The sequence below is a fragment of the Microcella sp. genome (assembly GCF_025808395.1).
Classification (GTDB): domain Bacteria; phylum Actinomycetota; class Actinomycetes; order Actinomycetales; family Microbacteriaceae; genus Microcella.
Genome location: NZ_CP075524.1, coordinates 1760424 through 1774964, shown reverse-complemented (window position 1 = coordinate 1774964; position 14541 = coordinate 1760424). Strand labels below are relative to the sequence as shown.

Sequence of the window (14541 nt, the reverse complement as noted above, 5' to 3'; positions counted from 1 at the left end):
TAGACTGAGAGTGTGCCCGTGAACCCTGAACTGACCGAGCGCGCGTTCGCCCCGACGGCCCCGTATCTAGTCGGCCGCGAGAAGGTGCGCGAGTTCGCCCGCGCGGTTTTCGCCACCGCGCCCCTGCACCACGATGTCGACGCGGCGCGAGCCGCAGGCTTCGACGACGTGGTCGCGCCGCCGACGTTTCCGATCGTCATCGCCGAGGCCACCCTGCAGCAGCTGCTGGCCGAGCCCGACGCGGGCATCGACTTCAGCCGCGTCGTGCACGGCGACCAGCGCTTCTCCTACTCGCGCCCCATCGTCGCCGGTGACGAACTGACGGCGACTCTGCGCGTCACGAGCATCAAGACGCTCGGCGGCAACGCCATGGTCACGAGCGAGTCGGCCATGACCGACGCCACCGGAGCCCACGTCGTCACGAGCAGCTCGACGCTCGTCATCAGAGGGGACGACTCATGAGCCTGCTCGATGGCCTCGAGACCGGCCAGGTTGTCGCCGAACGCACCGTGCACCTCACGCGCGACAGCCTCGTGCGCTACGCGGGCGCGAGCGGAGACTTCAACCCCATTCACTACCGCGACGACGTCGCCGCCGAGGTCGGACTGCCCGGCGTACTCGCCCACGGCATGCTCACGATGGGCATCGCCGTGCAGCCCGTCATCGACTGGGCGGATGCCCGCGGCTGGGTCAGCGACTACCAGGTGAGGTTCACGCGCCCCGTCGTCGTCGACCCCCGTGACGGCGCCGACCTCACCATCACGGCAACGGTCGGTGCAGTGGACGACACCTCCGCTCGCATCGACCTCACCGTGGCGTTCGCCGACCAGACGGTGCTCGGCAAGGCCCAGGTTCGCGTCACCGCGTTCGACTGACCGCATGCTGCTGTCAGAACTCACCACACTGCGGGTCGGCGGCCAGGCCGAGCGCATCGTCGAGGCGACGACGGCCGACGAGCTCGTCGACGCAGTGCTCGACGCTCAATCGAGGGGCGAGCACTGGATCGTGCTCGGCGGAGGCTCGAATGTGCTCGTCGGTGACGAAGGCGTGCCGGGCACGGTCATTCTCGTGCGCTCGCGCGGCGTCGAACGCTTGCCCGACGTGGAGGGTTCGCGCCGACCGATCAGGCTGCGCGTGCAAGCCGGTGAGCCGTGGGACGCCCTGGTGGCCCACACCGTCGACCAGGGCTGGGCGGGCGTCGAAGCGCTCAGCGGCATTCCCGGCTCGACCGGAGCCGCCCCGATTCAGAACATCGGCGCATACGGTCAAGAGCTGGCCGAAAGCCTCGTGTCGGTCGAGGTGCTCGACCTGATCTCGGGCGAGCGTCGACTCGTGCCGGCCCCCGAGCTGCGGCTGGCGTATCGCACGAGTGCGATCAAGCAGGGGTGGCCAGTCGTGGTGTTGAGCGTCGAACTCGCGCTCGAAGTGAACGACGACGCGCGCAGCAGACCCGTCGCCTACGCCCAGTTGGCAGACTCGCTCGGCGTCGAGATCGGAGATCGCGCACTGCTCGCGGGCGTGCGCTCGGCCACGCTCGCACTGCGCGCGGGCAAGGGCATGGTGCTCGACGAGCACGACCCCGACTCGGTGAGCGCCGGGTCGTTCTTCACCAACCCGATCGTCAGCGAGAGCTTCGCCAGAACGCTGCCGCCCGAAGCGCCGCGGTGGGCGCAGCAGCCCGACCCGCCCGCCCTCGCCGTGCCGCTCGGCGCCGAGCCAGCACCCCCGCCGCCGCCCGTCGAGTCGACGGTGAAGCTCAGTGCGGCCTGGCTCATCGAGCACTCGGGCATCACTCGAGGGTTCGCGCTGCCGGGGTCACGGGCATCCGTCTCGAAGAAGCACACGCTCGCCCTCACCAACCCGCACGGCACCGCGACAGCGGACGAGATCGCGCAACTCGCCCGCTACATTCAGACCCGCGTGATGAGCGAGTTCGGCGTGGCACTGCACCCCGAACCGGTCTTCATCAACCAGCAGCTCTAGAGCAGCCCGCGCTCCATCGCCAGGGTGACGGCGCGCGTGCGATCGCTGACCCCGAGCTTCTCGAAGGTGCGCAGCAGGTGAGTCTTCACCGTCGCCTCACCGACGAACAGCCGCTCGCCGATCTCGCGGTTCGACAGCCCTTCTGCGACGAGCCGCAGCACCTCGGTTTCGCGCGGCGTCAACGCGACGGGCGCTGGCTCGCGCACCCGGGCGACAAGCTGGGCGGCGATGGTGGGTGACAACGCCACCTCGCCCGCCGCCACCGAGCGCACCCCCGCGATGAGCTCGTCGGCCGGCGCAGCCTTCAGCAGATAGCCGCTCGCTCCGGCCTCGATGGCCGCGAGAATGCTCGCGTCGGTCTCATAGGTGGTGAGCACGAGCACGCGAACCTCGGGGGCTCGCTGCCGAATGATGGCGGTCGCCTCGTCGCCCGTGAGGCGGGGCATCCGCACGTCCATCACCACGAGATCGGGGCGCAGCGCCACCGCCAGCTCGACCGCCTGCTCGCCGTCGCTCGCCTCGCCGACCACCTCGATGCCGTTCTCGGCAGCCAGCAGCGCGACGATGCCGGCGCGCACCACGGCGTGGTCGTCGGCGACGAGCACGCGAACACTGTCGCTCATGAGGTCACCGTCGCACTCGGCAGCTCGGCCACGATCGTCGTGCCAGACCCCGGGGCGCTGCGCACGGTGAGCACGCCACCCACGAGCGACAGCCGATCGGTCATGCCGCTCACCCCGAAGCCGTCGGCCCTCGACTCGGGGTCGAACCCGATGCCGTCGTCGGCCACGACGAGCCGAACGCGGTTCGGGTCGCCATCGGCGGTGGTCACCTCGATGCCGACTCGGGATGCCCGCGCATGCTTGCGCGCATTGCCGAGCGCCTCTTGCACGCAGCGCAGCACCACCACCTCGGCATCGCGGCCGAGCGCCAGGTCGGGCTGCACGACGCAGTCGACCTGCACGCCCGTCTCGCGTGCGAACCGTTCGGCGAGGCGAGCCAGCGCCGGCGCGAGCCCCTCGTCGGTGTCGCCCAGTGCCGCGCCGGCGGCGACCAGCGCACGCGTCTCGGCGAGGGTCGCGCGGGCGCTCTCTTCGATCATGCGCAACGTGTCGGCGTCGCCCAGTTCGCGCCGTGCCCGCTGAGCGAGCATGACGAGCCCCGTCAGGTCTTGCGCGATCGTGTCGTGCAGCTCGCGCGCCAAGTGCTCGCGCTCGGCCGTCGCACCCGCGTCTCGGTGCAGCGCGGCGATCTGCGACTGCGCACCCTGCAGCTCGGCGAGCAAGCGGCCGTTGCGCTCGCCGAGTTCGCTCATGTGGGCGATCCAGAAGCCCATGATGAGGCTGAAGCCCAGCGAGATGACCATCGTGAACGCGGTCTGCAGCAGCGCCGACGGCGAAGCGCCCAAGCTCACGATGAAACCCGTCGTGACCCCCGCGGCGATCACGATGTTGTTCACGACCGCCCGGCGCACGCTCGCGCAGAACACCCAGGCGATCGGGTAGGCGATGCCCTGCACGATGGCCATCGTCGGAGTGCCCGAGACCATGAGGGCGCACGCCACCGCGACGGCGGCGATGAGCAGGGGAGCCCCCCGAGGGTCATCAACGCGCCGCATCCCGAACGCGAACCAGCCGACGACCAACACGGCGATACCGGCGAAGCCGAGAGCGAGCCGCCACGGCGGGTCGACCGTGATGACGAGCAGCGTCGCCAAGAGCGCCGCCATGCCCAGCACGGCGGCGCTCCACACTCGGCGGGCGGTCATGCGACCGAGCCTAGCCACGGGTGGCCGGGTCGATCGAGGTGCGCGAGCGTAGCATCCTGACCCTCACGCGTCTTTGCGAATCCAGCGGAAGGTGAGGCTCGTCACGATGAGCCCCGCGACGAGCCAGATGGCGAGCACGATCGCGATGCCGGGCAGGTTCCACGACTCACCCTGCTCGAGCACGACGAGCTCGTCGGGCAGGAAGGCGCTGCGCATGCCCTGCGCCATCCACTTCAGCGGAAACACCGCCGCCACGTTCTGCAACCACTCGGGCAGGTCGGTGAACCGCAAATAGACGCCCGAGATGAACTGCAGCACGAGCGCGATCGGAATCACGACCGCCGTCGCGCTCTTGCCGCTGCGGGGCACGGCACTCAGCGCGATGCCGAGAATGGCCGAGCAGAGCACTCCGAGCGAGAACACCCACGCGAAGGTCACCCAGCTCTCGGCGCTCTCGGGCAGCGGCACCTGAAACACCGTGAAGCCGAGCAGCAGCAGCACGCCGGCCTGCAAGAGCCCCGTCGTGAACGACTGGCCGAGCTTGCCGATGAAATAGCTCACCACCGGCAGCGGAGAACCCGCCAATCGCTTCAAAGTGCCATCGCTCTTCTCGACGGCGATATCGATGGCGAGATTCTGCAGACCGCTCAGCAGCACGCCCGCGGCCAGCATGGCGGGAAGAAAGAACCACGCCGCCGTGATCGTCTCGCCCGACGCCGTCTGCCCGAAACTCGATTCGCTAAACGACACCGAGAAAATGGTCAGCATCACCACCGGAAAGAGAAAGGTGAAGAATACGGTGTCGCCCTGGCGAAAATAGGCGCGCACTTCATAACCGATGCGCAAGAAGCCCAGCCGCAGGGCGCGGCCGACGCTCGATTCGGTGCGGCGTAGCCGCTCGGTGCTCATCGTCGCAGTCATCGTGCTGCCTCCATCTCGTTGAGGGCTTCAGCGCCCAGCTCGCTCGCATGCTCTCGACCGACGAGGTCGAGATAGACGTCTTCGAGGCTCGGGCGAATCACTTCGAGCCCCTCGGGCTCGCCGCCCAGGCGCGCCACCAGTTCGGCGACGAGCGCAGCGGGAGCCTCAGTGCGCTGCTCTCGTGCTGCGTCGTTCTCGCGCCAGCGCACGACAGGAACCCGGGCATCCGGACCCCCGAGCTCGTCGATCGGGGCGAGGTCGACCATGCGCCCCTGGGCGATGACGCCCGCCCGGTCGCCGAGCTGCGCCGCCTCGTCGAGGTAGTGCGTCGTGAGCAGGATGGTCGTGCCCTCGCTCTGCAGCGACCGGATCAGCTGCCAGAAGTTGCGGCGGGCCTCGGGGTCGAAGCCCGTCGTCGGCTCGTCGAGAAACAGCAGCTCGGGGCGGCCCACAATGCCGACGGCCACGTCGACGCGGCGCCGCTGACCGCCCGAGAGCGTGCGAATCAGCGCGCCCTCTTTGCCTTCGAGCCCGATCGCGGCGATCACCTCATCGACATCGCGGGGGTTCGGGTAGAGGGCGGCGAAGTGCCGAAGCTGCTCGGCGACGGTCACATTGCCGCTCTCGCCGCTCGACTGCAGCACGATGCCGAGCCGAGCCTTCCAGTCGAGCATCGCCTTCTCAGGGTCGACGCCGAGCACACGCACGTCGCCACTCGAGCGATCGCGGTAGCCCTCGAGAATCTCGATCGTGGTCGACTTGCCCGCACCATTCGGGCCGAGCAGGGCGAAGGTCTCGCCCCGGTGAATATCGAACGTGATGCCGTCGACAGCGGTGTAGGTGCCATAGGTCTTGCGCAGCTCGCGCACCTCGACGACGTTCTCGTGAGTTGTCATGAGTTCAGCATCGCGGGTGCACCGCCGCACCGAAACGGCCGCCCGGCTGAATTGCGCGTCAACCGACCGGTTGACCCCGGCCACGTCTCGCGCGTGTTCGCAACTCAGGCTGAGCATCCGTTGGTGATCGGTTATTCGGCCATCTGTGAAACGCCAGCCTGAATGGCGAACGGCACGGGCGATAAACTGTGGGGAAATTGCCGCATATCGAGGGGGAAATACCGTGAAGCGCATTACCACCGAACTTGTCGACGATCTCGACGGCACCGTGATCGCCCCGGGCGACGGCGGCACCGTCACGTTCGCGCTCGACGGCGCGAGCTATGAGATCGACCTGTCGCGCGGCAATCAGCAGACGCTGCGGGATGCCCTCGCACCGTTCATCGCGAAAGCACGCTCGACGGGCCGCCGCTCTGGGGCGGCACCGCGCAAGCGCTCGGCCGGCAACAGCGACACCGCCGCCGTGCGTGAGTGGGCGCAGCGCAACGGCTACACGGTCGGCGACCGCGGGCGCATACCTGCCGACGTGCGCGAGGCATACGCCGCCGCGCAGCGCTAGGCGGGCGGCCGCGCGGCGCCCCGGCCCTCGGCAGGGTGCCGGCTACGAGGCGATCGTGAACGTGATGTGGTGCAGAGAACCCACTCGGCCCGTGCCGGGGTCGATGTAGCGCAGGCCGATCGTGTGACTGCCGTCGGCCAACGCGGGGGTCAGGCGCACGAGAGGGTCGGCCTCGAGCGTATGGATGTTGCCCGTTGCGACCCCGTTGATGAGCACTTCGACACGCCAACCCGGCTCACCGGCGAGCTGCAGTGCCACGACCGTCGCGCCTCCTTGCGACGGCAGCACAGCGCCCTCGGCGGGCGCGGCGAACCACGGTCGCACGAAGTTCAACGGAGGCATCGGATCTGACTCGGGCGAGACGTTGCCCGCGCGGTCGACCTGTTGGGCGGTGATTGCCACGCCAGCATCTTCTCCAGGGTCGGGCAGAGGTGTCGACCACACGCCGTCACCATTGGCCGACACCTCGGCGACCGGCGCGCCCTCGATCAGTACCGTCACCGAGGCGCCCGGCTCGGCGAGGCCCGAGAGCTCAGGCAAGAAAACGAGGTCGGCGGGGAGCGCGTCGATGACGGGGGCGAGGGCGATGGTGTCGATGGCGAGTGTGATCGTGGTGGTTGATGAGTGGGTGCCAGCGCGGTCGATCTGGGTGAAGCCGAGGTTCCAGACACCATCGGGCAAGGGGTTCGACGGCGTGAGCTGCCAGTGGCCGCCAGTGCCGACTGTCGCCGAGACCGCACCACTGCCGGCGAACCAGGCGCTGACGCGGGCACCGGGTGTTCCGGTGCCGCTGAACACGGGTCGCGCCTCGTTCGTCAGGGTGCCGTCGGCGGGCCAGAGCACCACCGGCGGTAGCGGGGCGGGTCGTGGGGCGGCGATCGGAGCAGGCCGCGGTGGGGTCGTCGAGGGCTGCTCGGGCGCGTCGTCGTCGTCGGGTGCCGGCACCTCAGCCGGCCGCGCGGTGGAATCGGGTGGAGGAGCCACCACGGGCGCGGCGACATCGTCGACCGCAGCAGAATCTGGTGCCATCGAGAACGGCAACACAGGAATCGCGAAGGCTGAGGTGATGGCCATCGCGGCGAGTACCACAGACGCCACCGCGGCGGTGCGCTCGCTGATGCCCGATCGACGCCCCACTGCGGCCGCGTCAAGCGTCGTCGTGGCGTCACGTTCGCGCAGCGCGACGGCTGCGGCGGCTGCCCCGCCGATCGTGATCGGCAAGATGACACTCGCGAGCTTGCGGCCGAGGTCGTTGAGTTCATCGACCAGATCCGCGCAGTGAGCGCACGAGTCGAGGTGGCGGTCGAACCGCTCGAGCTTCGCACGCGAGAGCGAGCCCCGAACATACGAGCCCATGTGCGACGCGGCCCACTGGCACTCGCGCGAGCGCGTGACGTCTCCGACGTGCTCTTGCAACCACGCCTTCTTGAGCCCATCGCGCGCGCGATAGGCGAGAGCGGCGGCGCTGTTCGCACTGAGGCCCAGGTGCGGCGCGGCCTCGGCGGGCTCCATTCCCTCGATCTCGGTGTACCACAGCACCGTGCGCCACCGCTCGGGCAGGCGACGAAACGCCTGCATGACGACCATGCTCTCGAGCGCAGAGGTCTCGGGCTCGACGACGATCTCGTCGACGGCGTCGGGGTTGACGGTGTCGAGCGGAGGGGCCGACCGCCCCCACTCGAGCGCTACATTGCGCACCGTGCGATACAGGTAGGGGCGAAACCCCGCGCGGGGTCCGCCGTCGCGATGCAGTGCTCGCAGAATGCGCGCGAACGCCTCAGAGACGATGTCTTCTGGTTCGGCGATCGACTGAAACTGTCGAGCTGACGCGAGCCCGGCGTGCGCGTGCCTCCGCCACAGCTCGCCGTACGCCTCGGTGTCGCCGTCGCGCGCCCGTTCTGCCAGAGCATCGTCAGAGACGTCGTCGACCCGACCCCCCATGTTCTCGCCCCCCGCGTGCTTCAGCCTGTCGTCGCCAGCCTGAGCCGACGGACGCCCTTCAATACTGACACGCGACTTCAGGCCTGATTATGACGCCGAACGAGCAAAAAAGTCGGTGACGACCGAATCTCGAGAGTTCGCGTCATATCCGGGCGAGTTTCGCATGTAGGTAGGTGAGCGCATTCGTGTGCTCTCTGACTCCGCCATGCTCAACTGACGAGGACGCTCTCGATGCCAACCCCTGCTGCCCCGCTCGATTCTGCCCAGAAACACCACTCGAGGAGCGCCGTGCGTCGAGCCCTCTCGGCTGCTATCGCACTGCTGCTCGGAGTGGGCACCGCGCTTGCCGGAGCCAGTGCGGCTCACGCTGTCGCATCGACGACGGTGAGCATCCAAGCCTCGAATGCCACGACCCAGCCATCGGGGGCCACCTTCACCTACCAGATCAACATGGCGTGCGCGGGAGCCAATGACCCGAGCTGCAACGGCACGAGCATCGTGATTCCGCTCGACGCGACCTCGAACGGTGACCCGTGGGACATGACCGCGTGGGCGTTCGCCGTCACGGGGGGCCCCGCCGGTTTCGTGCAGAGCTGGTCGGTCGTGGCAGACGAGCTCGTCATCGTTCTCGCCGACACGATCGCCACCGGCACCTCGCAGAGCATCGTGCTCACGGTGACGCCGCCGAACCTCGTGACCCCAGACGGCACCAGCTGGTCGTTGCGCCCCACCATCATCACTGACGACCCCGACACCGACGGCAGCATCGCCCCTGCGGCCGCGGTCGGCACCGCGACGGCAACCGTGCCGCTCACCGCCGCCAAGACCAGCGATCGAACCTTCTATGCCGAAGGCGAGACGATCACCTACACCATCACGGCCACGTGCCCGTCGAGCAAGCCGCACGGTTCGCTCTACGCCTCGGCGATGACGATCGTCGACACGCTGCCCGAAGGCCTCGACTTCGCCGCGGCCTCGGGCGACGGAGTGTGGAACCCGGCAGAGCGCACCATCACCTGGACATACCCGACACCCGAAGCGGTGCCGACCGCGTGCGGCGGAACCGCCCCCGACGCCGCCTCGGCGACCCAGACCGTCACCGCGACGATGGGCGCGGTCGACGGCGAGCCCGTCACCCCCTACGACCAGGTGGTGAACACGGTGACGGTGACCGCGGTGCCGCTCGGCGGCGGTGACGAGTCGACGCGCGACGCGAGCCGCACCATCATCGCCCTCGGCGAGAACGACGACCCGATCACGGGCACGACCTCGCTGGGCAAGACCTCGAGCGCACCTCTGAACCGCTCAGACGATGCATCACCCGACTTCCGCGCCACGTACCCCGGCCGCTGGCTGCCCAACGGTGACAACAGTGCGCGCCCCGCATCGATGGGCGAGGGCAACCCCGCGAGCTACCGGTTGACCCCGCGCATTCAATACGAAGAGCACCGCTATGAGATCACCGACCCCGTGCCGTGCTTGAGCAACAAGACCGGAGTCGTCTATCGGCCCGTCGACACCGGCATCTGCGCCGAGCCCGCGTTCCACGTGCTCGGCGTTCGCATCGACTGGTCGGGCGCTGCGCCCGACGCCGCCTACGCGCCCCGCTTCATCGACACGAGCGGCGACGAGCATGCCATGGTGCTCGACACGACAGCAGCGCAGTGGTCGACCTGGACGATTCCGACGAGCTCACTCGGGCAGGTCGCCGTGGTCGTGATTCCCACCGACGCGAGCCAAGAGTGGCGCCGTGCTGACAACATTCGCATCGACGGCTTCGCCGACGACTCGCTGACCGACGGCGACGTGCTGCAGAACCAGGCGAGCATCGAGTGGTTCTTGCGTGACGGCGCCACTGCGGTACGCACGCAGAACTCGCCCAACGCCGACATCTTCATTCTCGACACCCCGCAGATCGGCATCGCGAAGTCGATGACGAACGTGGGTGGCGCGACGGGCACGCAGGCGCGCGTCGACCTCACGGCCACGCTGCTGACACCTGGTGTGCCCTCGGCAGCGTTCATCATCACCGACCTGCTGCCAGTGGGCTCACTGCTCGTCGACGACCCCGAGACCATCGGCATCGAGATTCGCCCCGCAGGCTCTCCTGCCGTCCAGATTGCGGCTAACGAGCTCGACGTCGACGTCATCGACGACGCAGTCGACGGCCAGCAGCTCGTGCGCATCACCGTGCGAGTCGATCAGTTGCCCGCACAAGCTGGGCGATTCACCTTCGTCGTCGATAGCTTCGTCGTGACGAAGCCGTCAGAACCGGGCATCTATCTGAACCGCGCGCAGTCGTTCTACGACAGTGCGACGCTCGCCGGTCAGTGCTTCGCCGGCGACTACCAGTCTGACGACCCCGACCTGCTTCGAGGAGACGAATCGACGACGCCCCGCCACTGCGAGGCGCACGCAGAGATGCGCACCGTCACGTCGACGAGCGGTCAGTTCGCGCTCACTAAGAACGTGCAGGGTGACCGCGATGATTCGCCGCAAGGGTTTCCGAACCTCGGTCATGTTGCTCTCGACGATGGCACTGCCGTCTTCGGCATCACGTGGACCAACACGGGCGCCCCGACCCTCAATGGGGTCGTGGTCTACGACGTGCTGCCGCACATCGGCGACACGGGCATCAGCGGCGACCAGGCGGGCGAGGCTCGCGGCAGCGAGTTCAGGCCCATCGTGAGTGCCCCGGTCGAGGCGCCCGACGGCGTGACGGTGTCGTACTCGGCCTCGCAGAACCCGTGTCGCGCAGAGGTCTATCCGGCGCAGGGTGCGTGCGACGACGACTGGAGCACCGACCCTGACGCGGTCGGCGGTCTCGAGAACGTGCATGCGCTGCGATACGTCTCGACTGAGAGCTACCAGACGGGTGAGGGGTTCAGTGTCTCGTTCTTCACCGCGATTCCGTCGATCGACAAAGACATGGTGGCGTGGAACACCGTCGCCGCCTTCGCTCAGACGACGGGAGGGCTCGCGCTGCTGCCCACCGAGTCGCCTCGAGTCGGCATCACTGGCTCAGACGAGCGCTTCTCGCTGCACAAGACCGTCGATCACGACGAGGCACGGCCGGGTGACACGCTCACCTACGAGATCACCGTGACCAATGTGGGCACCGTCGCGAGCGTCGCCACCACTGTCGACGACCAGTTGCCGAGCGGGCTCACGTTCGTCTCGGCCGACGGTGGCGGCACCTACGACCCCACGACGCGCGTCATCACGTGGCAGGTGCCCTCCCTCGACCGAGACGATTCGGTCGTCTTCACCGTGGTGGCCACCGTCAACGTCATTCAGGGCAGCGACGAACTCGTGAACCGGGCAACGCTCGTGAACCCCGCGGGCTACTCGCCGCCGATCGTCGAGAGCGCGTGCACCGACGACCCCCTCGTGGCGTGCGCGCCGACCGAGGTGCCGTACAACCCGGGCGAGCTCGGCAGCACCGGCCCGGCAGAGTGGCTGCCCTGGGCTGCCATCGCGGCAACCCTGCTCGCACTCGGGTTGGCACTGTTGCTCATGAGGCGGCTTGCCTCACGCCCGTGATCTGACTCCGCCCGGCGCCCTGCACCTGCCCCCTGCAGCAGTGCGCCGGGCGGCCCCCGTGGCGCCGGCCGCGCCGAGACTCAGGCGAAGATCGCCTGCAGCCGCTGGATGCCCTCGAGCAGGTCGTCGTCGCCGAGCGCATAGCTGAAGCGCAGATAGCCGCTCGGGCCGAACGCCTCACCGGGCACGGCCGCCACTTCGGCGTGCTCGAGAATGAGGTCGGCGAGCTCGAGTGAGGTCGTGGGCGTCACGCCCTTCCACTCTCGGTGCAGCAGCCCGGTGACGTCGGGGTAGACGTAGAACGCTCCCGTGGGTGTGGGCGTCACCATGCCGGCGATGCGGTTGAGCTCGGCGACGGCCACGCGACGCCGCCGATCGAAGGCCGCTCTCATCAGCTCGACGGCATCCTGCGGCCCGGTCAGGGCGGCGAGCGCCGCGCGCTGCGACACGTTGGCGACGTTGCTCGACAGGTGAGACTGCAGGTTCGAGGCGGCAGCGATGACGTCGGCCGGGCCGACCATCCACCCCACGCGCCAGCCCGTCATCGCATACGTCTTGGCGACGCCGTTGACCAAGATGCACTGCTCGGCCAGCTCGGGCACCGCCTCGACGATCGACACCGCGCGCTCGCCGTCGTAGGTGAGCGACTGGTAGATCTCGTCGGTGATGACCCAGATGCCGTGCTCGAGCGCCCACTCGCCGATCGCGCGCGTCTGCTCGGCGCTGTAGACCGAGCCGGTCGGGTTCGAGGGGCTCACGAAGAGCAGCATCTTTGTGCGCGGGGTGCGGGTCGCTTCGAGCTGCTCGACGGTCACGAGGTAGTTCTGGTCGGCGCCGGCGAACACCTCGACCGGCACCCCTCCGGCCAGCCTCACGACTTCGGGATACGTCGTCCAGTACGGGGCGGGCAGCAGCACCTCGTCGCCCTCGTCGACGATCGTCGCGAACGACTGGAACACCGCCTGCTTGCCGCCGTTGGTGATGATGACGCGGCTCGCCGGGACGTCGAGCCCGCTGTCGCGTTTCGTCTTCTCGGCGACGGCCTCGCGCAGCTCGGGCAGGCCGGCGGCGGGTGTGTAGCGGTGGTTGCGGGGGTCGTGGGCCGCGGCCGCGGCCGCTTCGACGATGTGCTCGGGGGTGGCGAAGTCGGGTTCGCCCGCCGCGTAGCTGATGACGGGGCGCCCGGCAGCCTTCAACGCCTTCGCCTTCGCGTCGACCTTCAACGTCGCCGATTCGCTGATGGCGGCGATGCGGCGGGCGATGCGTGCAGAGTCGGCGGTCACGCTCTCAACTCTAGAGCGCGCGGGGTGACGAGCACAGAACGAGCGAGTGGATGCTCGACTCTCGATTTGCAGAGCATCCGGTGTCGCCTACACTGGAGACCGGTAGTTGATCTCTGCCATGCTTCGGCATGCCCGCGATCGGCACCTCACCGCAGAGGGCGGTGGCTCAATTGGTAGAGCAGCGGTCTCCAAAACCGCAGGTTGCAGGTTCGAGTCCTGTCCGCCCTGCACAGTCGCTGGCTCGGCGCTCACTCTCGCAGTTCGAGAGCGAGCGCCGAGAACGGCGGTGTGCACCACCCACCCGAACCACCCAGTGCGAGCGACGAAGGTAGAGCAACACGTGAGCAGTGTGATCGACGACCAGGGCGGCGAAGACGTCGTCGCCAAGGCGAAGCGTGATCGCGCCGAGAAGCGCGGACCCTTCGGTCGTTTCGCCCTGTTCATTCGCCAGGTGCTCAACGAGCTCAGCAAGGTGGTCACCCCCACCCGGCGCGAGCTCATCACCTACTCGCTCGTCGTGCTGGTCTTCGTGATCATCATGATGGCGATCGTCTCGGGCCTCGACATCGTGTTCGGCTGGGTCGTGTCGTTCGTCTTCGGCGACGGGTCGGCGTTGCTCGGCCAGTAGGCCGCACACCGAACCTCACGCCCCGCATTGCAACGAAAAGAGAGATAGTGACTGAGAAGCTGCCCAGCGACCTCGACCTCGCGACTGCCGCAGAGCAGTCGTCTGAAGAAGACGAGGCGCAAGAGGGCAACGTGCTCGACGCCGAACTGCACTCGGCAGACGCTGCCGAGCACCGCGCGATGCACGTCGTCGACGAGAACGCCGAGCCCGACCTCGAAGGCCTGCTCGACGCGCTCGAAGCGGCCGTCGACCCTGAGGCCGACGCCGTCGTCGACGACGCCCTCGACATCGACTCTGCCGACGAGGCCGAGGCCGCCGCCGAGGCGACGCACGACGAGTCGGGCGACGACGACGAGGCAGAGGTCGACGTCGACCCCTACGAAGAGTTCAAGCTCGAACTGCGCATGAAGGCCGGCAAGTGGTACGTCGTGCACTCGTACGCCGGCTTCGAGAAGCGCGTCAAGCAGAACATCGAGAACCGCAAGGTCTCGATGAACATGGAAGACAGCATCTTCGAGGTGCAGGTTCCGATGGAAGACGTCGTCGAGATCAAGAACGGGCAGCGCAAGCTCGTCACCCGCGTGCGGATTCCGAGCTACGTGCTCGTGCGCATGGACCTCAACGAAGACAGCTGGTCGGTCGTGCGCCACACTCCCGGAGTGACGGGCTTCGTGGGCAACGCCCACAACCCGACCCCGCTGCGGTTCGACGAGGCGTTTCAGATGCTGAAGTCGACCGTGCAGATCGCCGAGGCTCCGGCCAAGGCGGGCGCCGCGAAGGGCAGCGGGCTCACCGCTCGCGTCATTCCGGCCGAGATCGACTTCGAGGTCGGCGAGACCATCACCATCAAAGAGGGCTCGTTCGCCGGCCTGCCCGGAACGATCAACGAAATCAAGCCCGAGAGCGGCAAGCTCATCGTGCTCGTCTCGCTCTTCGAGCGCGAGACCCCGGTCGAGCTCAGCTTCGACCAGGTCACCAAGCTGTAACACCAGAGATCACCGCGGCGTGCACAGGGCACG

The 14541-nt window shown here is 68.2% G+C and carries 13 protein-coding genes and 1 tRNA gene; 8 read left to right on the top strand and 6 right to left on the bottom strand.

Going from position 1 to position 14541, the window contains the following annotated elements; all coding sequences use genetic code 11:
- The first annotated feature begins 12 nt into the window (after positions 1-12).
- The 3 genes from KIT89_RS08585 to KIT89_RS08575 are packed head-to-tail and all read left to right on the top strand — an operon-like array spanning position 13 to position 1983.
- The gene (locus KIT89_RS08585) at positions 13-462 is read left to right on the top strand and encodes a MaoC family dehydratase N-terminal domain-containing protein (RefSeq protein ID WP_297600313.1); all 450 of its coding nucleotides are present in this window, start codon (positions 13-15) and stop codon (positions 460-462) included.
- Positions 459-875 (top strand): MaoC/PaaZ C-terminal domain-containing protein, encoded by a 417-nt coding sequence (locus KIT89_RS08580; protein WP_297600311.1) that lies wholly within the window; start codon positions 459-461, stop codon positions 873-875. The genes KIT89_RS08585 and KIT89_RS08580 overlap by 4 nt, the downstream gene beginning before the upstream one ends.
- Positions 876-879: 4 nt before the next feature.
- Entirely contained in the window at positions 880-1983 is a 1104-nt protein-coding gene (locus KIT89_RS08575) for a UDP-N-acetylmuramate dehydrogenase (RefSeq protein ID WP_297600309.1), read from the top strand.
- On the opposite strand, the gene KIT89_RS08570 is transcribed toward KIT89_RS08575, so the two are convergent.
- The 4 genes from KIT89_RS08570 to KIT89_RS08555 all read right to left on the bottom strand — a co-directional run bounded on the left by KIT89_RS08570 (position 1980) and on the right by KIT89_RS08555 (position 5568).
- Entirely contained in the window at positions 1980-2606 is a 627-nt protein-coding gene (locus KIT89_RS08570; protein ID WP_297600307.1) for a response regulator transcription factor, read from the bottom strand. The two genes, KIT89_RS08575 and KIT89_RS08570, sit on opposite strands and share 4 nt — an antisense overlap.
- Positions 2603-3751 carry a sensor histidine kinase gene (locus KIT89_RS08565; RefSeq protein ID WP_297600305.1) on the bottom strand — a complete coding sequence of 383 codons (1149 nt, stop codon included), beginning with the start codon at positions 3749-3751 and terminating at the stop codon, positions 2603-2605. Before KIT89_RS08565 ends, KIT89_RS08570 begins: the two co-directional genes overlap by 4 nt.
- Positions 3752-3814: 63 nt before the next feature.
- Positions 3815-4672: an ABC transporter permease gene (locus KIT89_RS08560; protein WP_297600303.1), complete on the bottom strand. Its 858-nt coding sequence runs from the start codon at positions 4670-4672 to the stop codon at positions 3815-3817.
- On the bottom strand, positions 4669-5568 hold the full coding sequence (locus KIT89_RS08555) for an ABC transporter ATP-binding protein (RefSeq protein WP_297600300.1): 900 nt from the start codon (positions 5566-5568) through the stop codon (positions 4669-4671). The genes KIT89_RS08560 and KIT89_RS08555 overlap by 4 nt, the downstream gene beginning before the upstream one ends.
- 223 nt (positions 5569-5791) lie before the next feature.
- Here KIT89_RS08555 and KIT89_RS08550 point away from each other — a divergent pair, with 223 nt between their 5' ends.
- Complete coding sequence (locus KIT89_RS08550) at positions 5792-6127, top strand: Lsr2 family protein (RefSeq protein ID WP_297600298.1); 336 nt, start codon at positions 5792-5794, stop codon at positions 6125-6127.
- A 42-nt stretch (positions 6128-6169) separates the two neighbouring features.
- Here the strand turns inward: KIT89_RS08550 and KIT89_RS08545 are convergent, their stop codons facing one another.
- Entirely contained in the window at positions 6170-8068 is a 1899-nt protein-coding gene (locus KIT89_RS08545; RefSeq protein ID WP_297600296.1) for a sigma-70 family RNA polymerase sigma factor, read from the bottom strand.
- Between the two features lie 288 nt (positions 8069-8356).
- On the opposite strand from KIT89_RS08545, the gene KIT89_RS08540 reads away from it, so the two are divergent.
- Complete coding sequence (locus KIT89_RS08540; protein ID WP_297600293.1) at positions 8357-11611, top strand: DUF11 domain-containing protein; 3255 nt, start codon at positions 8357-8359, stop codon at positions 11609-11611.
- An 80-nt stretch (positions 11612-11691) separates the two neighbouring features.
- On the opposite strand, the gene KIT89_RS08535 is transcribed toward KIT89_RS08540, so the two are convergent.
- On the bottom strand, positions 11692-12894 hold the full coding sequence (locus KIT89_RS08535; RefSeq protein WP_297600291.1) for a pyridoxal phosphate-dependent aminotransferase: 1203 nt from the start codon (positions 12892-12894) through the stop codon (positions 11692-11694).
- Positions 12895-13049: 155 nt separating this feature from the next.
- Between KIT89_RS08535 and KIT89_RS08530 the strand changes: the two genes are divergently transcribed.
- From KIT89_RS08530 to nusG, 3 genes are all read left to right on the top strand, one after another.
- Positions 13050-13122 (top strand) — tRNA-Trp (locus KIT89_RS08530).
- Positions 13123-13234: 112 nt separating this feature from the next.
- Positions 13235-13522 (top strand): preprotein translocase subunit SecE, encoded by a 288-nt coding sequence (gene secE / locus KIT89_RS08525; protein ID WP_297600288.1) that lies wholly within the window; start codon positions 13235-13237, stop codon positions 13520-13522.
- A 47-nt stretch (positions 13523-13569) separates the two neighbouring features.
- Positions 13570-14508: a transcription termination/antitermination protein NusG gene (nusG, locus tag KIT89_RS08520; RefSeq protein WP_297600285.1), complete on the top strand. Its 939-nt coding sequence runs from the start codon at positions 13570-13572 to the stop codon at positions 14506-14508.
- The last annotated feature ends 33 nt before the right edge of the window (positions 14509-14541 follow it).